A 21940-nucleotide genomic window follows, 5' to 3' on the forward strand; every position below is an offset into this window, starting at 1 on the left:
CGTTAAAATCTAAAAAATGAAAAGAATACTAGTTGCCAATAGAGGTGAAATTGCTATTAGAGTGATGAAAACCGCACAAAAAATGGGCATAAAAACAGTAGCCGTATATTCTACCATAGATCGTAAAGCACCTCATGTTAAGTTTGCTGACGAAGCCGTTTGTATAGGCGCTGCGCCATCAAGTGAGTCTTATTTATTGGGAAATAAAATCATTGAAGTAGCGCTTTCACTTCAAGTAGATGCTATTCACCCAGGATATGGATTTTTGAGTGAAAATGCTGATTTTGCTGAAGAGTGTGAAAAAAATAATATCATATTCATTGGCCCGAAATCAAAAGCAATTCATGTAATGGGAAGCAAATTAGCGGCTAAAGAGGCTGTTAAACAATACAATATCCCCATGGTGCCAGGATATGATCAAGCTATTACCGATGTTGAAAAAGCCAAATTAGTTGCTCAAGAAATTGGTTTTCCTATTTTAATCAAAGCCTCTGCAGGTGGCGGAGGAAAAGGGATGCGTGTGGTAGAGCAAGAATCAGACTTTGAATCGCAAATGGATCGCGCTATCAGTGAGGCAGTAGCGGCTTTTGGTGATGGTTCTGTTTTTATCGAAAAATACGTGGGCTCACCGCGACACATCGAAATTCAAATCATGGCAGACAGTCATGGTAATGTATTGTACTTTTTTGAAAGAGAGTGCAGCATTCAGCGCCGCCATCAAAAAGTAATTGAAGAAGCTCCTTCATCAGTATTAACGCCTGAATTGCGAAAAAGAATGGGAGAAGCTGCTGTTTTGGTAGCCAAATCTTGTGATTATTTGGGTGCAGGAACAGTTGAATTTTTATTGGATGAAAACCTAAATTTCTATTTTCTTGAAATGAATACACGTTTGCAAGTAGAGCATCCGGTTACAGAATTGATCTCGGGCACTGATTTAGTTGAACTTCAAATAAAAGTAGCTCGTGGCGAGGCTTTGGCTATGAAACAAGAAGATTTAAAAATTTTAGGTCACGCCATGGAGTTGCGCGTATATGCTGAGGATCCTTTGAATGACTTTTTGCCAAGCGTAGGAAATTTAGAAGTATATCAATTGCCTGAAGGCGAAGGTGTACGTGTTGATAATGGTTTTGAACAAGGTATGGATATTCCTATTTACTATGATCCCATGTTGGCTAAATTAATTACCTACGGTCAAACACGTGAAGAAGCTATTCAAATCATGATCAAAGCCATAGCCGATTATCAAGTTAAAGGAGTCGAAACTACCTTGCCTTTTGGGAAATTTGTTTTTGAGCATGAAGCTTTCCGTTCGGGTGATTTTGATACTCATTTTGTTAAAAAATATTACAGTCCTGAAAAGTTAAAAGATCAAACTCAAAAAGAAGCTCAAATTGCAGCCTTAGTAGCTTTGAAACAGTATTTTGAAGATCAAAAAATGGTACGATTGCCGAACTAAAGATTCGTTTGTGATTAAAGAAGAAATATTAGTTCGAGCTAAAAAAGATAAAAATGAAAGACAAAATAAAAATTTTAAACGATAAAATAGCCGAAGCGCATTTGGGTGGAGGTAAAAACAGAATTGCCAAACAACACGCAAACAAAAAGCTTACAGCGAGAGAGCGCGTAGAATATTTGCTTGACGAAGGTTCTTTTGAAGAAATCGGGATGCTTGTTACGCATCGTACTACCGATTTTGGAATGGAAAAAGAGCAGTATTACGGTGACGGTGTAATTACGGGCTATGGTACCATTAATGGCCGATTGGTATGCGTTTTTGCTCAAGACTTTACTGTTTTTGGAGGTTCTTTGTCAGAAACACAAGCCGAGAAAATTTGTAAAATTATGGATATGGCAGTTAAAATGAGCGTACCTATGATTGGTTTAAATGATTCTGGTGGTGCTCGAATTCAAGAAGGTGTTCGCTCTTTGGGTGGTTATGCTGACATTTTTTACCGTAATGTACAAGCAAGTGGTGTTATCCCACAAATATCGGCTATCATGGGACCTTGCGCTGGTGGTGCGGTATATTCTCCAGCAATGACTGATTTTACCATGATGGTCGAGGATACGAGTTATATGTTCGTTACCGGTCCAAATGTAGTTAAAACGGTTACAAACGAAACAGTAACTTCAGAAGAATTAGGTGGTGCAAGTACGCATTCAACCAAATCTGGTGTGGCACACATCACCTCTACAAATGATGTGCAATGTTTGGATGATTTGAAGCGTTTGTTAAGTTATTTGCCTCAAAGTAATAAAGAAAAAGCAGCTGATTTACCATATCAATTGGATACGGAATTACGTGAACAATTAGAGCAAATTATTCCAGATAATCCCAACAAACCTTATGATATGCATGAGGTAATAAAAGGGGTAATTGATGCCGATTCGTTTTTTGAAATTCATAAAAATTATGCCGAAAATATTATAGTTGGATTTGCACGATTAGGTGGAAAAAGCATTGGTATCATTGCTAATCAGCCTATGGTTTTGGCAGGTTGTTTAGATGTGAACAGTTCTAAAAAAGCAGCGCGTTTTACTCGTTTCTGTGATGCATTTAACATTCCATTACTTGTGCTTGTAGATGTACCTGGTTTTTTACCTGGAACAGATCAAGAGTGGAACGGTATCATTATTCATGGTGCCAAACTGTTGTATGCCTTAAGTGAAGCTACAGTGCCTAAGGTTACTGTCATTACTAGAAAAGCATATGGTGGTGCTTATGATGTAATGAACTCCAAGCACATTGGAGCCGATATGAATTTTGCTTGGCCTACTGCCGAAATCGCAGTAATGGGAGCAAAAGGCGCCTCTGAAATTATCTTTAAAAAAGAAATAAATGAAGCGGCTGACCACGAAGCAAAATTACTTGAAAAAGAAGCGGAGTACGCCAATTTGTTTGCTAATCCTTATACAGCAGCGCAACGCGGATTTATTGATGAGGTCATTCATCCACAAGATACAAGACGAAAGTTGTTAAAAGCTTTTAGTATGCTTGAAACAAAAGAGGTGGTATTACCTAACAGAAAGCACGGCAATATTCCGCTCTAGATAATTTATTTGGCGGGGTAACAAGAAGATTCTCCTCATTAAAAACCAGTTTACTTGATGAAGTATACTGGTTTTTAATGAGGATTTTTTTATTTCGTACAAAAAATAAAAAATAGCCTTGTCTTGTGACCCTCAACTATTGCTAGGGTTTTGCTATCGAATTGATGTGGAATAGGTTATTTAGGAGTAGTTTTTTTTAAAAATCAAAAGTTATTTTTTTTTAACACAAAAAGCGCTAACTTGCACGCTTTGAAAAAAGTGATATATCTTACAAAAAAATACAGTTTTATCAGTTTGCTGTAATGGTTTTCCTAATCTATGAATAAATTTTTTCATTTAAATACTTACTCAAAGTTAATATTGTTGATTGCATCAACAACACTTTTTTTTGTATTTATATACATTACACTTTATCTCTACACTGTACAAGAAGAACGACATTTTTACGACAGTACTTATACACAATATGAAAAAGAAGTCAAATCACTCTTTCGTTTAAATTCAAAGATAACAACTGCTACTATTATTGATGTTACCTATTGGGATGAATTAGTTCAATTTACAAAGTCTAAAGAAGAGCGATGGTTTCAGCAAAATATAGTTAAAGAGTTTGAAGCTTACGAAGCTGATTATGTTGGAATTTATGGGTTAGACACAAAGTTAATCAATAAAATAGCAACAAAGAAATTGAAAAATGGGATTAAAATTTCAGCAGAAATTTTAAAATCAATACATAAATCGAGGTTGAAACGCTTTTATTTGTCGGTGCCAGAAGGTATTGTTGAGGTGTTTTCTGCCACGATTCATCCCGCTTCTGATCCGAAAAAGAACAAAACAAAACCTGAGGGTTATTTTATTATTGCCAGATTATTAGACCAAGCTTTTTTTACTTCTCTAGGACGAATTAGTAGTTCAGAAGTTGTCTCTGTAAACTCTCAACATATACTCGAAAAAGAGGACAATTTTATTGTGGTAGGTGTGGATTTGAAAGATTGGAAAAATCAAACTACAAGCAAGTTACTTTTTAAACGACCGTTTACCCTTAATTATAAAAATACAAAAGAAATATTGTTTGTAGTGTTATTAGTATCGTTACTGAATATTTTAATTTATGTAATTTGTACAAAAAAATGGGTATATGACCCTTTGAAACTAGTTAAAAGCATCTTAGAAACCACCAATCAACCTGCAATTACTGCCTTGAAAAAAGTACAAGGTGAATTTGGCTATATTGGTAATTTATTTGAAGAAAATAATACCCAACGCAAACAATTAGAAAAAGCGAAACGAAAAGCGGAAGAAAGCGATACACTAAAATCGTCTTTCCTTGCAAATTTGTCACACGAAATTCGTACTCCAATGAATGCAATTATGGGGTTCAGTGACTTACTAGAGGACGACAGTTTATCGGAAAAGGAGAAAAAACAGTATCTAAAAATCATCAAGGACAGTGGTTCAAACTTAGTTTCTATTATTGAAGATTTAATTGAAATGTCTAAAATTGATGCCAATCAAATAGTTCCCAATTATGCACTTATAGATCTTGAAGTTTGTATTAAAGAGTTGTATTCTTCTTTAAAAGTAACCATTCCGCCATCAAAAGAAATAGATTTTTACATAAAAGAAGCTTCGAAACCATTAAACCAAAAAGTCCTAACAGACGAGACCAAACTCAAGCAAATACTGATCAATTTGATTACTAATGCGGTTAAATTTACTGAGTCAGGTTCTATCAATTTTGGTTATTCGGTACATAAAAAGAAAGGTATTTTAGAATTCACTGTCGAAGATACTGGCAATGGTATAAGCAAAGATTACCTTAAAGTAATTTTTGATCGATTTCGCCAAATTGAAGCTACAATATCTCCAGAATTAACAGGATTAGGTCTTGGGCTTTCGATCACCAAAGCTTACGTAGAAATGTTGGGAGGTAAAATAGCAGTAAAATCTGCTGTAGGGAAAGGGTCTATTTTTTCTTTTACTATTCCATTGGTACTTGATGAAAATCTAGCACCGATTGAGCCTTTAAAGGTTCCTGCTTTAGTAGAACATAGTGATGACGAAGTAATTTTAGTAGCCGAAGATGATAATGTAAATTATCTTTTATTGAAAAAATTAATTCAACACAAAAAATATACTGTTCTTCGTGCTAAAAATGGGCAAGAAGCTGTTACGATGTGCCTCGAATATAAAGACATTAGTTTAGTTTTTATGGACTTGAAAATGCCGGTACTTAATGGTTATGAAGCATTTGAACAAATTAGAATGAATCGACCTGATTTGCCAGTTATTGCACATACTGCTTACTCTTCTGTTGAAGATAAGGAGAAAATCATGCAGTTTGGATTTACTTCTTACATTTCTAAACCACTTCAAAAAGAAAAAGTATTTGATATTCTAGACTCGATTTTTGCTGATTGTACGCAATCTGCAAGTAACTAGAATAAGCTTTTACAGGTAGTATTTATGTTTTTGTTGGGTTTTTGTTTTATAAATTAGACTTAAATTTACCAGAAAAAATACTTGTATGATTTTCAAATCAATCAATCCTTATACCCAGGAGATCATTGCGACTCATTCTATTTTAACTACTACGCAACTCCATCAAAAATTAAATCTAGCAGATAATGCTTTTCATCATTGGAAAATAACTTCTTTTCAAGAGCGAGCGCTCAAAATGAAACGACTAGCTGATTTACTTCGGTCAAATAAAACCGAACTAGCGCTGCTTATTACTTCCGAAATGGGAAAGGTTTTAGCTGAAAGTGAGGCCGAAATCGAAAAATCAGCACTAAATTGCGAATATTATGCAGAACATGCAGAGCAATTATTAAAAGAAGAAATCAACGCAACTAGCTTTAGTAGCAAAACTGTCTACGATCCTTTAGGTGCCGTTTTTGCAATTATGCCATGGAATTATCCTTTTTGGCAAGTATTTAGGTATGCAGCTCCCACAATAATGGCTGGAAATGTTACATTATTGAAGCATGCACCAAATGTAATGGGATGTGCTAAGGCAATAGAGCGATTGTTTCTTGAGGCTGGTTTTCCCGAAGGTGTTTTTCAAGAGCTCACTATTGATGTGCCGCAAGTAGAGGAAGTAATTGAATCAAGTATCGTATGTGGTGTTACCTTGACCGGAAGTGAGGGCGCTGGAGCTGCTGTTGCGTCGTTGGCAGGTAAATATATTAAAAAATCAGTTTTAGAACTTGGTGGTTCTGATGCTTTTATTGTTTTAGATGATGCTAATATAGAAGCCGCTGCTACAGTAGCTGCACAATCTAGAATGGGCAATGCAGGGCAAGCTTGTATTTGTGCTAAAAGATTTATAATTACGGATGCGATTGCAACTGATTTTATTTCTCTTTTTGTAGAAAAGGTTAAAAAGATACAACAAGGCAATCCACTGGATACTAAAAATCAAATGGGGCCTTTGGCTCGCATCGATTTGGCAGAAAAACTGGAAGTACAATTAAAAACTTCTTTAGATCAAGGTGCTCAATTACTTTTAGGAGGTGAGCGAGAACAATTTAATTTTCAGCCAACAATTATAGATCATGTTCAGGAAAATAACATCGCCTTTAGAGAAGAAACATTTGGACCTGTAGCTGCAATTGTTCGTGCAAAAAATGAAGACGAGGCAATTGCTCTCGCAAATCAGCACCGATATGGCTTGGCGGCAGCTATTTGGTCAGAAGATGTAGAAAAAGCACAGCAATTAGCCAAAAAAATTGAAGCGGGATCAGTCTTTATTAATTCTTTAGTACGATCTGATTCACAAATAGCCTTTGGTGGAATCAAAAAATCAGGTTATGGAAGAGAACTTGGAGCGATAGGACTGAAAGAATTTCTTAATGTAAAATCGATAGTTATAGGCTAAGTCGTTTATGTCAGTAATTACAAAAGCCGAAAATAGATCGTGTAGTTCTATTTTTCGGCTTTTTTATATTTAGTTCGAACTGTTGTATTTAGTAAGAGTATAAATCGGCTTTTAGGTTTTGAGGTTTATTGGATGTAATGACCATAAAAGGAGCGCCTTTTTTAGCAGCTAATTGTTGGAGTCTTTTAAGAGCGTTATCTGTAAAGGCTTGGTTTGTTTCACCTTTTGCTTGTCCCAAAAAACTAGAAACATTCCCTATTTTTTGAAGTCCGCTCGTTTCTTGTAGTCTTACAGATTGTACTTTGCGGTAATCAGAAGCACTCTCAATATGTACCTTATCAGTAACAATTTTACTATTGCTTTTGTTGTTGTCTTGTATTTGAGCTAGTGCAAGCATGCTAATTGTTTTTTCTTCAGCACTGTTTGGTATAGAGTAGTGCACCAATTTTTCTTCAGTTTTGATATAATTTACTTCAAGTTTTTCGCCATTGTGTTTTATAAATTCATGTGTTTGTGCAAAATTAATTGCCGTAACGGCTAGTAGTGCTGCGGTATATAAATATTTCATTTTTTTATTTTTTTAAAATTAAGAATTCTTTGTAGCCATTGTCAAGTGCTGCAATGTTTTTGGAGGAGGCAATTCTGTTATCGCTGACCATTCTTTGATAATAAAATCGTAGTAAATTAAATGGTTTGTTTTTTCTTCTTGAAATGTGATTTGAAAATGATTTTTCGGATTACTATCGATGATGTAGGTTTTATCTTTTTCTTCAATAGATTTATCTTCTATACTTTTTTCGGATTGTTCGGATCTGTTTTTATCACTTTTGATATCACCATAATTGTTCGCAAGCCACGCTGTTGCAAAGCAAAAAAACAGGAGCGAAAAGAGTATTTTGTATGAGTGATTTTTCATTATGTAAAAGTACAAAATGAGAAATTATTTTGTTTTAAACTTTTCATAAAAGTCTAAAAAGGTAAAGAGTCTTTTATTAATTGCTTTAGTGATATAGTGGTGATTTTTCTTTTTATTTTAGATTATTCATATTTTTATTAATTTTTAATAGACCCTATTTTTAAGAGGGGTTTGTGTTTTTTGTAAACAATAAATTATCTATTTATTTTAATTTTTTAATTTTTAAAACATCTTTTTGTGAATTTTAAGGGGGTGTTTATATAAAAATTAATTATTGATTTTTTAAAATACAAACTTTAAAATAGGGAATACTTATTTATTTTTATTCATTTTCTGTTATTCATAATTCTGCTATACCGACAGTCAAAAAACTTCTAATTCGTAATTATTGGTAAATAAAAGTTAATAAATTCGCTTCAAATAAAAGCATAAAACACAAGTAGATAGCATCGAACTATTTTCTTTTTTATACTTTTTTGCTATTGGTTCGCGACAGTAATAGCAGTAACATATCCATAAGATTACCAATCTTGATTACTAATTAAAACCAACTAAAAATGAAAAAACTAATCACAATTATTGCTTCGTTATTTATATCCTTATCTTGTTTTGCACAAGAAACCACTACTACACCTGCAACAACTTTTGCTGGTTCTGCAGATGCTTATTACAAATATGATTTTGCCAAGGTAGACAACAGTTTAACAAGCTTTACAAATTCACATAATTCTTTTGAACTCGGAATGGCCTCTATTGAAGCTTCTCATAAAATGGGAAAGGCCTCAGTTTTTGTAGACTTAGGTTTTGGTAACAGAGCAGCACAGTTTACTTATAATGACGAGGCGACTAGTTTTATGATTAAACAATTAAATTTTACTTATGAATTTTCAGATAAGTTTAAAGTTACTGCGGGTAGTTTTGGAACTCATTTGGGTTACGAATTGGTAGATGCAGTTGATAATAAAAACTATAGTATGTCGTACGCATTTACATACGGTCCGTTCTTTAATACGGGTATAAAAGCCCAATATACCTCTGGTAAATTTAGTTTCATGGCGGGAGTCTCAAATCCAACTGATTTTAAAACTGCTATTGAAGCGGGTTCGTCTCAAAAAACATTTATTGGCCAATTGGCTTATGCAGGAGATACAGGCAGTGCCTTTTTTAACGTAACATCTGGCAGTAGTAATCCTTCATCTACTGAAAATAAAACGCAATTTGATTTTGTGGGTACAAAAAAAGTAAGTGATTCTTTTTCTCTTGGATTTAACGGAACGTATGCAATGACAAATGACGATTTGGATAATGATCTGGACGGTGAATGGTTTTCATTGGTAGGCTACGCAACGGTTTCATTGAAAGAATCACTAAATCTGGCTTATAGATTGGAGTATTTAGATGCAAAGGATGCTACGCCGGCACTAGGATTATTATCAGGTACTTCAGTAGTTGGGAATACTTTATCGCTGAATTACAAAGTAGGTAACTTAACTATTATTCCTGAGTTTAGAGTAGATACTGCATCAGAAGATATATTTACAAATAGTGCTGCTGCTCCAAAGGGACTTACAGCATACGCTCTGCTAGCTACAACTTATACGTTCTAATTTTTTTTTTTTTTAAACTGCCAAGGAACAACTATTCTTGGCAGTTTTTTTTGTGTTAAAAAAACACGATTTCCTTTTTATTGTTGCTTGTAGATGGAGTAGATGGTGTTTATTGTTTTTGGATCCAAAAAGTTATTGACTTCGTTTTGTATGTAATGCAATTTAAACGCTGCTACTGCGGCGGCCAAATTTTTAGTATCATATCCTATTAATCGTAGTCCTAATTCAGGATTGAAATCAATTGGAGCTGTCATTAAAAACTCATCTGGCCATAACCCAAAACCTTTTTCAGCTAAAATTCTCCATGGAAACAAAGCGCTAGGATCTTTTTTTCGAGTGGGTGCTATATCGGCATGACCAATAAAATTTTGTTGCGGTATGTTATAGTCTTTTTTTAGTTTGGTCAATAGCGCTAGTAAACTATTGATTTGCATCTCAGAGAAAGGTTCTGTACCGTTATTGTCTAGTTCAATGCCAATTGAACAAGAGTTTAAATCGGTGTTCTTGCCCCAAGAGCCATTTCCGGCATGCCACGCTCTTAAATAATCATTAAGCATTTGAACCACTTTTCCGTCGTCTCCAATTACATAATGTGCACTTACTTGTGTAGTAGTTTTTGTAAAAGTTTTAATTGTTTGCGGCAGCGAATCTTGTGCCGTATGATGAATAATTACAAAATTAGGTTTGCGCAGATTAAAGTTTACCGAGCTAATCCATTCTGTATTAATGCCATTTTGCAAATTAGCTGCATTCATTTTAAACAGAGTATCCTTGTAAGTATGAAGTTGCTGCGTGTATAGTGTATCAATCGGAATTGGTACAAAAGGAATCACGGGCAACGGCTGCGGTTCTTTATTTGAAATTGTTTCCTTTAGAGCAGTTAAGTTTGTGTCATATGTTTTTTCGTTGGCAGGAAAAGGTTTCGGTGCACAAGAAAAAAATAGCACTAACAAAAGGAAATGATACAGGGTAATTTTCATGTTGAACAAACTTATTGATAGATTGCAGTATTAATTTTGCTCTGCTTTCTTTTTATTTTTGGCTTTTTTTGCGCCTTGAGGCTGACTGTTTAGCGCTTTAAATTTTTCTTTTTGGTCAGCGTTAAGTAAGTCGTTTATTTTTCGATTAGTAGTTTCAGAAAGAACCTTAATGTTGTTTGCTTTCTCTTCTTGTGAAACTTCAGCTTTAAGCAAAACACCTTGTTCTTTTATGCTTTCGGTAACGATGTTGCTTATAGCAATTGCTTGCAGCTCATCTAATGAAAGATCTGGAGTTAAACGTTCCATGATTTTTGATACGGTAACCTCCACAGGGATTTCTTTCGGTTTGTCTGGTTGTCTGGGTTGGTCCATCCCACCGGCCATACGTCTGTTCATGCCGTAGCCGTTTCCATACCCATTTCCGTACCCGTATTGGGCTGAAATTTCGTTCGAAAACAATAAGGTTGTAACTAATGCGATTCCGTAAAAGACTGCTTTCATATAAGTTGTTTTTAATAGATAAACATTATGCTGGTTCGCCATATAAATCAAATTCAGTGGCATCGGTGATTTTTATCATCGCGAATTCCCCTGTTTTTAAATAGTGTTTAGATGCATCAATTAATACTTCGTTATCTACATCAGGACTGTCAAATTCAGTTCGGCCTACAAAGTGAGCGCCTTCTTTTCTGTCAATAATACATTTGTAAGTTTGACCGATTTTTTCCTGATTTAAGTCCCAAGAAATTTGCGATTGTAATTCCATAATTTCGTTAGCACGATCTTGTTTTACTTGATCAGGAACGTCATCCTCAAGTAAGTAGGCGTGTGTGTTCTCTTCATGTGAATAAGCAAAACAACCCATTCTGTCAAATTTCATTTCTTGAACAAATTCTTTCAAAACATTAAAGTCTTCTTGAGTTTCTCCAGGATATCCTACAATTAATGTTGTTCTGATAGCCATTCCTGGCACGGCTGCACGAAAGTCTTTTAGTAATTTAGTAGTTTTTTCTCGTGTAGTTCCTCTTCGCATTGACTTTAAAACCGAATCTGCGATATGCTGCAAAGGAATATCAATGTAGTTACAAATTTTTGGTTCTCGTTTCATAATTTCCAAAACTTCCATCGGAAATCCGGTAGGGAAGGCGTAATGCAAACGAATCCACTCAATTCCTTCTACTTTAACAAGCGCTTCAAGTAAATCGCCTAAAGCTCTTTTTTTGTATAAATCTAGACCGTAATAAGTTAAATCTTGTGCTATTAAAATCAATTCTTTAACGCCGTCTCTAGCCAATCCTTCTGCTTCTTTAACTAGTTTTTCAATGGTTTGTGAAACATTTTTTCCGCGCATTAATGGAATAGCGCAAAAACTACAAGGTCTATCACATCCTTCTGAAATTTTTAAATAGGCATAATTTTTTGGAGTAGTAGTTAATCGTTCTCCAAGTAATTCATGTTTGTAATCGGCGCCAAGTGCTTTAAGTAATTGAGGCAGTTCCGTTGTTCCAAAAAATTGATCCACATTTGGGATTTCTTTTTCTAAATCAGGGCGGTATCTTTCAGAAAGACATCCGGTTACAAATACCTTGTCTACCAATCCTTTTTCTTTTTTATCGGCATACTCCAAAATCATATTAACTGATTCTGCTTTTGCATTATCAATAAAACCACAAGTGTTAATCACGATAATATTGCCTTCGTCGGCTGCTGTAGCCTCATGTGTTACTTCTTTTCCATTAGCGCGAAGTTGCCCCATAAGGACTTCACTATCATACACATTTTTTGAACACCCAAGGGTAATTACGTTTATTTTGTTCTTTTTTAAAGATTTCGTTCTCATAACATTAGAATCCTGATATTTTAGGAATTTTGCAAAATTACACTTTTTTATTCAAACAGCTATTTTTTACTGTTTTTTTCATTTTTAGATGTTATCCTAAAAACAAGGATCTCATTACGATTATGTTTGGTTTAAAAAAAAAATCCGTTTCAGTAACTGAAACAGATTTCATTTATAAAATAGATCTTTTTTATAATTCGAATAATAATGTTAGCGAAACGGTATTGTTTATCCCATCTACACTAGCACCATCTGTAAACCCTTGGTTGAAAAAACCTTGCTGTGTATTTCTTTTGGCGTAAGCATAAGATAAATCGACTTTAGTTGATCCGAAATTATATCCTAAACCACCCGAAAATCCATTAAGGTTACCAATAGTAGTATTGTCAACATAAGGACTTTGTTCGTAACGATAACCACCTCTTACGCTCAAACGTTCTATTTTGTACTCGCCTCCAATACGGAGTTCTCCACTAGTGTCAAGTGTATTGCTGATTTCGTTATTTAATGAATTAAAAAATAAATCATTGGCAGGTTTAAATTTGGCTGTACAATAGCTTTTTAAGGCATAATCAATACTGATTAACCCTTTTTTACCAAATACATAGGCGAAACTACCAGTTAGTTTACTTGGAGTTTGCAATTTATAAGGTTCGTATACATTGATCACTTGCGGTGCAATAATGTCAGCAGGCAATTCACCACTTGTATTTGCGCTTACTACCGTTAAACTTTGAGATAATTCATCAGTTAAATTATACCACGTAGAAGATTCGTATGATAGCCCTACACGAACCTCGTTGCTCAGTTTTGCTATGGCTCCAAGTTGAAATGAAAATCCAGTTCCATAGGTATTTAAGTCGTTGTTGAAGCGTAATCTTGAAACGGTATAATTACTAGATAAAGGTGCATTGTTACTTTCTGTAAATGAGGATGATCTGGTGTAATCTGTAAAGTGTGAATTCAGATTCAATCCAAAATAGAATTTATCTTTGTAAGAGGTGGATAAATTAAAAGATAATTTACCATTGTATCCAGTACTGTATACTTCGTTGGTTTGGAAATAATTTCCACCTCCAGGAACGTTTGATACATAAGCGGAATTTTCATTGTTTTCATCAACGGCATCCAATAAAAAACCCTGGAAACCAAGAAATGCTTGTTGTGCATCAAAACCATTTAGTCCAGGAAATTGATTGTTCGGTAAGTTGCTTCCTAGAAAAGAGTACAAATCACTTATTGTTTCACCTGGCTCTCTGTTAACAAATTGCTGTGGTACAGGAGCTCCATTGTTGCCTCTGTTGGCAAAGGCTAAGAAATATTGATCTATCGAATTGGTTGGATTGGTTCCAGCTGAAAAAACACCATTGTCAAAATTATTTGTATTTTCGTAATTAACACCCAATGCAATTTTTTTCCAATTGTCATTATTTTTTGATCCAAAAATAAAAACCGCTCCAGCTTGATTCAAGTCGAAAGTATTGGTGTTCTCGGAGTTGGTTTGGCCAAAATACGTAGAATTATTTTTGCTATTGAAGTTGCTTAGTGTTACAGTCATTTGATTATTCGCAAATATTGCTGACCCAGCAGGATTCACATTTAAGGAAGATAAATCACCTCCTAGTGCTCCAAATGCTCCGCTCATCGCTCTAAATCGAGCTGTTCCTGTAAGATTGTCTTGAGAGTAGCGCAATGCATCTCCTACTTCTTGTGCCTGCGTAGCAATTGCGGTGAGACCAAAAACTGCTACTAAAAAATATTTTTTCATCTAAATCAAAGATTTGTTTTTATCTATTTTGTTTCATTACACATTTTAACCACGACCACCACGACCTCCGCCTCCAGTAGATCTTCCGCCTCCTCCACCGCCGTAGCTGCCACCTCCACCTCTTGAAGAGCTTGAGCTAGGAGTGTAAGATCGACTACTATTTTCGGTTCTAGACGGTGTATATGTTCTTGTTTCGCTTTGGTTTTGAGTATTATAGGAGCCTCTACGATTGGTTCCTGTATTGTTTCGAGATTCACTTTGTGTAGCAGTTTGGTTTGTTCTGCTAAATCTTGTTGCTGAACCTCGGCCAAAATTAGTGGTATTGTTTCTATTTAAAGTTTCGCCATTTCTGTTGAAAGTTTCACCGCTTCTTCGTCCATTATTGATAGTAGCACTTCGGTTGTAAGCGTTTACACTTCGGCCAGAATTATTAGAGGTAGTGGTATAAGATCCTCTTCGTCCTGCGTTACGTGTATATACATGATTGTTGTATGTTGTGGTATAGCCCCAGTTGTTTCCGTACCAATTGTTCCACCCAAATCCGGCGTTCCATCCAAAACCTGTATTCCATCCCCAGCCAGGATAGCCACCCCAACCAAAGTTGTTGTTCCATCCCCAATTGTTCCATCCCCAACCTGGGTAGCCACCCCAACCGAAATTATTGTTCCATCCCCAATTGTTCCATCCAAAACCGCCATTCCAGCCCCAATTATTAGCGCCCCAACCATTGTTGTAAATGTTTATGTCAACAGTTTGAGGATTGTTGCCCCATCCAGGATAGCTGTTGTTGGAAATAGAGTCGTTTTCAGTATCGTATGAATTGTAGTTGTCTACATCTGTAAAAATGGTTACATTTTGATCATTGTTTTGTAAAGAACTAAAGTAGTCTTTGTAAGGACTATTATTATCCACTACTACTTTTCTTTCAGGTGCACGCTCGTAAGTTGCGCCATAAATACCATCTGAATCGTAGTAAGAGCTGTTTTGATATGAGCCACAAGATGCAAATAAAATGCACCAAATACCCATGGAGGATAGCAGCGCACGATTTTTTAAAGTAAGAGTACTAGTTTTCATATATATGGAGATTTTATTGTTGCACATTACAAAAATAGTTAGTTTTGCTGAACTATTTATTTTAAATTAACAGAGCAATATTTGTGCCAAACTATTCAGTATGAGTAAGAACATAACTACAAGAGCGGAAGATTATTCGAAATGGTATAATGAATTGGTGGTAAAAGCTGATTTAGCCGAAAATTCAGGGGTAAGAGGTTGTATGGTTATTAAACCTTATGGCTATGCAATATGGGAAAAGATGCAAGCTGAATTAGATCGAATGTTTAAAGAGACAGGTCATCAAAACGCATATTTTCCGTTGTTTGTGCCTAAAAGCATGTTCGAGGCTGAAGAGAAAAATGCGGAAGGTTTTGCAAAAGAATGTGCGGTGGTTACACATTATAGATTAAAAAATGATCCGGATAAGCCTGGAAAGCTAATTGTTGATCCAAATGCAAAATTAGAAGAAGAATTAATTGTTAGACCAACTAGTGAAGCTATTATTTGGTCTACTTATAAAGGTTGGGTACAATCGTATAGAGATTTGCCACTATTGATTAATCAGTGGGCAAACGTAGTGCGATGGGAAATGAGAACACGTTTGTTTTTAAGAACAGCCGAGTTTTTATGGCAAGAAGGTCATACTGCACATGCGACAAGAGCAGAGGCGGTGGAAGAGTCAGAAAAAATGATGAATGTGTATGCTGATTTTGTTGAAAATTTTATGGCGATTCCTGTGGTTAAAGGATTAAAAACAGAAACAGAGCGTTTTGCAGGTGCAGAAGAAACATACTGTATTGAGGCTTTGATGCAAGATGGAAAAGCATTGCAAGCAGGTACATCGCACTTTTTAGGTCAAAACTTTGCAAAAGCATTTGATGTTAAATTTGCTAATTCCGAAGGCAAGCAAGAGTATGTTTGGGGAACATCTTGGGGAGTTTCAACACGATTGATGGGGGCGTTAGTAATGACGCATTCAGATGATCAAGGTTTGGTTTTGCCACCAAGTTTAGCGCCAATTCAAGTTGTAATTGTTCCTATATACAAAAGTGACGAACAGTTAGCAACAATCAAAAAGGCTGTTGATAACTTAGTTTTGGCATTGAGAAAATTAAATATTACTGTCAAATTTGACGATAGAACCACTCAAAAGCCAGGTTTTAAATTTGCAGAATGGGAGTTAAAAGGGGTTCCAGTTCGTATAGCAGTTGGACCTAAGGATCTTGAAAATGGTACTTTTGAAGTAGCACGTCGCGATACGTTGACTAAAACAGTTGTTGCAAGTGACGGTATTGAAGTATACATACAGGACTTATTAGCGCAAATTCAAGCTGATTTGTTTAATAGAGCGTTAGAGTATAGAAATACGCATGTTACAAAAGTTTCTAATTTTGATGAATTTAAAGAGATTTTAGAGACTAAAGGAGGATTTGTATCAGCCCATTGGGATGGTACTGCCGCTACCGAGGAAAAAATAAAAGATTTAACCAAAGCAACCATCCGATGCGTACCTCTTGATCAAGAGAAAGAAGAGGGGGTTTGTGTCCTTACAGGTGCGCCATCGGCGGGAAGAGTATTCTTTGCGAAGGCGTATTAAAAAAAAATAAAAAAAAATGCAGAACCTATTGTGCGTTCTAAAAATAGTTGTATTTTTGCATCCGCATTAGAGAAGCAAGGCCCGTTCGTCTATCGGTTAGGACGCATGGTTTTCATCCATGTAAGAGCGGTTCGATTCCGCTACGGGCTACTATTTTTTTACTGCAATAAGTTTTCTAAACTTTAATTAGAATAATGGCCCGTTCGTCTATCGGTTAGGACGCATGGTTTTCATCCATGTAAGAGCGGTTCGATTCCGCTACGGGCTACTACTTTTTCTTAGTTTAGTGTTTAAACAGGGTTTTTGAGTCTTGATGCTCTGTTAATATAAGATAACTTTCGAGTTGTTTAATAAAGACTAATTAAAAGAAATAATAAAAGATAAAAAAAGCAATAAAATGGCAAATCATAAATCAGCTCTAAAGAGAATTAGAAGTAACGAAAAGAAAAGAGTATTAAACAGATACCAACATAAAACAACTCGTAACGCGATCAAGGCGTTGAGATTGGCTACTGATAAATCTGATGCTAGTGCTAAATTGTCAAGCGTAATTTCAATGATTGATAAGTTAGCTAAGAAGAATATCATTCATGATAACAAAGCTTCTAACTTAAAATCTAAGTTAACTAAATTAGTTTCAAAACTATAGTTAGATAAAGAATATACAGTAAAAGCCTCACTAAAGTGAGGCTTTTTTGTTTTTTGTAATAATTGAAGCCGTTTTTGTTTTGGGTACGTTGATTTTAGTTTTCTAAATTAAAAACCCATTTTATCAGATAGGTAGATTAGCATTTGCGTACTTATAGGCTTTGGTAAAAAATCGATAACCATTTCGTATTGCTTTGATTTTTCTAAATCTTCGGGATCAATTGTTGATGATAGTACTACCACTTTAATTGTTTTGAATTCTGAAAAATCTGTTTTTTTGAAAAAATTCAGGAATTCCCATCCACCCATAATAGGCATGTTAAGGTCAAGAAAAATGAGGTCGGGACGCGTAATGCTTATGTTTTCTTTCATTGTGGCGAAGTGTTGTAGTGCATCTTCTCCGTTAGATGATGTTATGATTTCGTGGCAAAAGTTAGATTTGGCTATGACTTTTTTGCATAGCATAAGAGTAATGGGGTCGTCATCAATACATAAAATTTGATTTAACATTAGTTTTTATTTTTAAATATTAATGTAAACGTAGTTCCTTTGTTTACTTCGCTCTCAATTTCTATTGATCCTCCCATCGTTTCTATTTGCGATTTTACTAAGTATAAACCAAGTCCTTTACTATCTGGGTAATTATGAAATCTTTGATATAAGCCAAATACTTTGTTTCTGTGTTGTTCTAAATCGATACCAATTCCATTATCTTTAAATAGCAATAAAATGCCTTCGTCAGTTTTTTGCGAAGCTATTGTGATTTTTAATTTTCTGTTCTCTGATTTGTATTTAATAGAATTTGAAAGTAAATTTAACAAAATACTTTCAATATATGCTTTGTTGGTGTTTATTATAGAAACATTTGCAAAGTTTAACTTTATAATTGGCTTGTATAATTCAATTTGAAAAGAGAGTTGATTGAATACATTTTCGAATATTTCAGCAATTTGAATGTCCTCTTTTTTAATGGAAGGATTATCTTTAATAATGATAACTTTAACAAGGTCGTTGATGGTTTCGTTTAGTTGGTGGGTAGATTTGCTGAATCCCGCAAGAATTTCTTGTAGTTCTTGATTTTCAATTGGTATGTCTTCTAGTAAATTGAGTAAGCCAGTTAGGTTGGATAATGGAGCTCTTAAATTGTGCGATGTAATGTAGGAGAACTGCTTTAAGTCTTTATTGTTTTGAGTTAATTCTCTAATTAATTGTTCTTTTTCTTTTTCACGTTTTTTATCTTCACTAATGTCTCTTTGGATAGAAATCCAATGAGATATTTCGTTTTCGGTGTTAAAAATAGGTATCATTGAAAGGCGAATCCAATATTCTTCTTTGTTTTTAGAGAGGCTTACTGTTTCAATTAAACATTCTTCTTTTTTGTCAATGGCGTTTAAAATAGTTTGTAATGCTTCTAGATCTGATTTTGGACTATTGAAAAAATCAGGCGATTGACCAAACATTTCTTCGCTTGTGTATCCTGTCATTAGGCTAAAAGCAGGATTCGTGTATATGATGTTTGGAATTTGATTTTTATCTGATTTTGCTTCAGTAATTAAAACAGAATCTTTTGATTGTGTAATGACAGTCTCTAAGAGTTTGAGTCTTTGTTCTTCTTCCTTCTGTTTGGTTATGTCTTGAATGGCTCCAATCATTCTGATTACTTTGCCAGATTCATCTTTAATTAAAAAACCGCGGTCTAATACGTATTTATATGTGTTGTCAGCACATTTAAAGCGGTATTGATCTTGCCATTTCTCGGTTTTCTGTTCAATGAAAGAGTAAAGTCTTATCGACATTTTGATACTGTCTTCAGGATGAATTTTGTCGAACCACCAAGTAGATGTGTTTCCGACCTCATTAATTTCGTAGCCAAATACCGATTCAATTCCTTTATTCCATAAAAAATTATCGTCTTCAAGAGTCCAGTCCCATATCGTATCGCTAGTTGCTTTGGCTACAATATCATATTTTTCGTTTGACTCTTTTATTTCGTCATTTGTTTTTTTTAACTGTTTGAAAATTGCAATATTACGATTGTCATTTTTAACCAAAATATATCGAAAAAGAACTCCAGTTAGTATTATAAAAACGAAATCTTTAGCAAAGGAGTACAGGTAGAGGTGTTGTGGTTGAATACAATGCCAAGCAATTTTGTAGCTAACAATTGCCACAAAAAGGGAAATGATGATGTAAATGAGTGTGACTTGGTTGGTTTTGCTTTTCATTACTCAAATATAAATAATAATTAATTAACTAGTAAGTTTCGCATTCAACTTATTTCTTTAATCAGTTGATTTTTGCTCGTAATGAGTTAAGTATATGTAAACTATTGGATAAATATTTTTTATATCAAAATAAAGTGTACCTTTGCACCCATTAAAAATCACAGATGGAATCTATTAGAAACATTGCAATTATTGCTCACGTCGATCACGGTAAGACTACTTTGGTAGACAAAATTATGTATCACTGTCAACTATTTCGTGACAACGAAAACACAGGTGATCTAATTCTTGATAATAACGATTTAGAGCGTGAAAGAGGTATCACAATTACTTCTAAGAACGTATCGGTTACTTATAAAGGAACAAAAATCAATATTATTGACACTCCTGGTCACGCCGATTTTGGTGGTGAGGTAGAGCGTGTATTGAACATGGCAGATGGTGTATGTCTTCTTGTAGATGCGTTTGAAGGGCCAATGCCACAAACCCGTTTTGTATTACAAAAAGCAATTGATTTAGGTCTGAAGCCTTGTGTTGTAATCAATAAAGTTGATAAAGAAAACTGTACTCCTGAGGAGGTACATGAAAAAGTTTTTGACTTGATGTTTGAATTAGGAGCTGAAGAATGGCAACTTGATTTTCCTACCGTATACGGTTCAGCTAAAAATAACTGGATGTCTGATCACTGGGAAAACCAAACACAAAATATTGAGCCATTGTTAGATATGGTAATCCAAAACGTACCAGCACCAAAAGTTTCTGAAGGAACTCCACAAATGTTGATTACATCTTTAGATTTCTCTGCTTTTACAGGTCGTATTGCTATTGGTCGTCTTGAAAGAGGTGTTTTGAAAGAAGGTATGCCAATCTCGTTAGTAAAAAGAGACGGAAGTATTTCTAAATCTCGTATCAAAGAATTACATACTTTTGAAGGTCTTGGTCGTAAAAAAGTAGAGCAGGTTATCGCTGGAGATATCTGTGCTATTATTGGTGTTGAAGGTTTTGAAATTGGCGATACTATTGCTGATCATGAAAACCCTGAAGGTTTGAAAACCATTGATATTGACGAGCCTACAATGAGTATGTTGTTTACAATTAATGACTCTCCTTTCTTTGGTAAAGAGGGTAAATTTGTAACATCAAGACATATTAGAGAGCGTTTAACAAAAGAATTGGAGAAAAACTTAGCTATGAAGTTAGGTGAAACTGATTCTGCTGATAAATTCATGGTTTTTGGTCGTGGTGTACTTCACTTATCTGTTCTTATTGAAACAATGAGAAGAGAAGGATACGAATTACAAATCGGTCAACCACAAGTTATCATCAAAGAAATTGATGGTAAAAAATGTGAACCAATTGAAGAGTTAACTATTGATTTGCCAGAAAATCTATCAGGTAGAGCGGTTGAGTTCGTAACATTACGTAAAGGTGAAATGCTAAGTATGGAAACCAAAGGTGACCGTATGATCGTAAAATTCAATATTCCATCTCGTGGAATCATTGGTTTACGTAACCAATTGTTAACTGCAACTGCTGGTGAAGCTATTATGTCACACCGTTTTATTGGATATGAGCCTTACAAAGGAGAAATTGCTGGACGTAACAAAGGTTCATTAATCTCTATGGAAAAAGGAAAAGCAATTCCTTACTCTATCGATAAATTACAAGATCGTGGTAAGTTTTTCGTAGAGCCAAATGCTGAAATTTATGAAGGTCAAGTAATTGGTGAAAACTCTCGTGGAGACGATATGTGTGTAAACGTAACGAAAGAGAAAAAACAATCTAACGTACGTTCATCTGGAAATGATGACAAAGCTAGAATCATCCCTCCAATTATTTTCTCATTAGAGGAAGCGTTAGAATACATTCAAAAAGATGAATATGTAGAGGTTACACCAAAATCTATTCGTTTAAGAAAAATATATTTAACAGAAACAGAAAGAAAAAGATTTAAAATCTAATTTATTTGAATTGTATATAAAAACCATCAGCGTAAGTTGATGGTTTTTTTTTGGACCTAATCCTGCTGTACACTATATCTTTTATACCACCCCAAAAAAGGGGTGTTATAAAAGGATGCCGTTCCCATCAAGAGTAAGAGAGAATCTACTTTTAAGAAGGTAAATAATCAGAATAAACTTGAATTATCTTTTAAAATTCTCACTCTTTTTTATTTTGCCACTCGGTTTGTTTTGAGTTTTTATGAAGTACGCTTTCATTTTCATTAAACCCCATCGCAATTCCTAGCATTATTGAAGTAAGTATTACAATTGATTTCTTTTTTATTCCAGTAATTATTCTTTTACAAGTAGTTAGACTATTTGTATTTTTAAGTTTACGCATTTTTATTTCGTTACATTACACACCTT

At 34.7% G+C, this 21940-nt stretch carries 17 protein-coding genes and 2 tRNA genes; 10 read left to right on the forward strand and 9 right to left on the reverse strand.

Annotation, left to right across the window (positions count from 1 at the left end; genetic code table 11):
* Positions 1–16 precede the first annotated feature (16 nt).
* The 4 genes from accC to G9Q29_RS07270 all read left to right on the forward strand — a co-directional run bounded on the left by accC (position 17) and on the right by G9Q29_RS07270 (position 6931).
* The gene (gene accC, locus G9Q29_RS07255) at positions 17–1456 is read left to right on the forward strand and encodes an acetyl-CoA carboxylase biotin carboxylase subunit (protein WP_166134963.1); all 1440 of its coding nucleotides are present in this window, start codon (positions 17–19) and stop codon (positions 1454–1456) included.
* A 53-nt stretch (positions 1457–1509) separates the two neighbouring features.
* The gene (locus G9Q29_RS07260) at positions 1510–3051 is read left to right on the forward strand and encodes an acyl-CoA carboxylase subunit beta (protein ID WP_166134965.1); all 1542 of its coding nucleotides are present in this window, start codon (positions 1510–1512) and stop codon (positions 3049–3051) included.
* A 318-nt stretch (positions 3052–3369) separates the two neighbouring features.
* Positions 3370–5493: an ATP-binding protein gene (locus tag G9Q29_RS07265; RefSeq protein ID WP_166134968.1), complete on the forward strand. Its 2124-nt coding sequence runs from the start codon at positions 3370–3372 to the stop codon at positions 5491–5493.
* Between the two features lie 85 nt (positions 5494–5578).
* Entirely contained in the window at positions 5579–6931 is a 1353-nt protein-coding gene (locus tag G9Q29_RS07270) for an NAD-dependent succinate-semialdehyde dehydrogenase (RefSeq protein WP_166134977.1), read from the forward strand.
* Positions 6932–7019: 88 nt separating this feature from the next.
* Here the strand turns inward: G9Q29_RS07270 and G9Q29_RS07275 are convergent, their stop codons facing one another.
* Positions 7020–7499 (reverse strand): YdgH/BhsA/McbA family protein, encoded by a 480-nt coding sequence (locus G9Q29_RS07275; RefSeq protein WP_166134980.1) that lies wholly within the window; start codon positions 7497–7499, stop codon positions 7020–7022.
* A gap of 18 nt (positions 7500–7517) precedes the next feature.
* Positions 7518–7847: a hypothetical protein gene (locus G9Q29_RS07280; protein WP_166134983.1), complete on the reverse strand. Its 330-nt coding sequence runs from the start codon at positions 7845–7847 to the stop codon at positions 7518–7520.
* A gap of 557 nt (positions 7848–8404) precedes the next feature.
* On the opposite strand from G9Q29_RS07280, the gene G9Q29_RS07285 reads away from it, so the two are divergent.
* Positions 8405–9454, forward strand: coding sequence for an outer membrane beta-barrel protein (locus tag G9Q29_RS07285; RefSeq protein ID WP_166134986.1), 1050 nt, complete (start codon positions 8405–8407; stop codon positions 9452–9454).
* Between the two features lie 77 nt (positions 9455–9531).
* Here the strand turns inward: G9Q29_RS07285 and G9Q29_RS07290 are convergent, their stop codons facing one another.
* The 5 genes from G9Q29_RS07290 to G9Q29_RS07310 form a co-directional block, all read right to left on the reverse strand.
* Positions 9532–10434 carry an N-acetylmuramoyl-L-alanine amidase gene (locus tag G9Q29_RS07290; protein WP_166134988.1) on the reverse strand — a complete coding sequence of 301 codons (903 nt, stop codon included), beginning with the start codon at positions 10432–10434 and terminating at the stop codon, positions 9532–9534.
* Positions 10435–10464: 30 nt separating this feature from the next.
* Positions 10465–10935, reverse strand: coding sequence for a hypothetical protein (locus tag G9Q29_RS07295; protein ID WP_166134990.1), 471 nt, complete (start codon positions 10933–10935; stop codon positions 10465–10467).
* 25 nt (positions 10936–10960) lie between these two features.
* A complete protein-coding gene (rimO, locus tag G9Q29_RS07300; protein ID WP_166134996.1) occupies positions 10961–12274 on the reverse strand; it encodes a 30S ribosomal protein S12 methylthiotransferase RimO in 1314 nt (437 codons plus the stop codon).
* Between the two features lie 190 nt (positions 12275–12464).
* Complete coding sequence (locus G9Q29_RS07305; protein WP_166134999.1) at positions 12465–14042, reverse strand: OmpP1/FadL family transporter; 1578 nt, start codon at positions 14040–14042, stop codon at positions 12465–12467.
* 45 nt (positions 14043–14087) lie between these two features.
* On the reverse strand, positions 14088–15119 hold the full coding sequence (locus G9Q29_RS07310; protein ID WP_166135002.1) for a hypothetical protein: 1032 nt from the start codon (positions 15117–15119) through the stop codon (positions 14088–14090).
* Between the two features lie 100 nt (positions 15120–15219).
* Here G9Q29_RS07310 and proS point away from each other — a divergent pair, with 100 nt between their 5' ends.
* The 4 genes from proS (at position 15220) to rpsT (ending at position 17347) form a co-directional block, all read left to right on the forward strand.
* Entirely contained in the window at positions 15220–16698 is a 1479-nt protein-coding gene (gene proS / locus G9Q29_RS07315; protein WP_166135005.1) for a proline--tRNA ligase, read from the forward strand.
* A 78-nt stretch (positions 16699–16776) separates the two neighbouring features.
* Positions 16777–16848: transfer RNA gene (locus G9Q29_RS07320), tRNA-Glu, on the forward strand.
* Between the two features lie 46 nt (positions 16849–16894).
* Positions 16895–16966 (forward strand) — tRNA-Glu (locus tag G9Q29_RS07325).
* Positions 16967–17095: 129 nt separating this feature from the next.
* The gene (rpsT, locus tag G9Q29_RS07330; RefSeq protein WP_166135008.1) at positions 17096–17347 is read left to right on the forward strand and encodes a 30S ribosomal protein S20; all 252 of its coding nucleotides are present in this window, start codon (positions 17096–17098) and stop codon (positions 17345–17347) included.
* Between the two features lie 107 nt (positions 17348–17454).
* Here the strand turns inward: rpsT and G9Q29_RS07335 are convergent, their stop codons facing one another.
* On the reverse strand, positions 17455–17856 hold the full coding sequence (locus G9Q29_RS07335; protein ID WP_166135011.1) for a response regulator: 402 nt from the start codon (positions 17854–17856) through the stop codon (positions 17455–17457).
* A complete protein-coding gene (locus G9Q29_RS07340) occupies positions 17856–19571 on the reverse strand; it encodes a PAS domain-containing sensor histidine kinase (RefSeq protein WP_166135014.1) in 1716 nt (571 codons plus the stop codon). The genes G9Q29_RS07335 and G9Q29_RS07340 overlap by 1 nt, the downstream gene beginning before the upstream one ends.
* Before the next feature lie 164 nt (positions 19572–19735).
* Between G9Q29_RS07340 and typA the strand changes: the two genes are divergently transcribed.
* Entirely contained in the window at positions 19736–21532 is a 1797-nt protein-coding gene (gene typA, locus G9Q29_RS07345; protein ID WP_166135017.1) for a translational GTPase TypA, read from the forward strand.
* The last annotated feature ends 408 nt before the right edge of the window (positions 21533–21940 follow it).

The sequence above is a fragment of the Flavobacterium turcicum genome (genome assembly GCF_011365745.1).
Classification (GTDB): Bacteria; Bacteroidota; Bacteroidia; order Flavobacteriales; family Flavobacteriaceae; genus Flavobacterium; species Flavobacterium turcicum.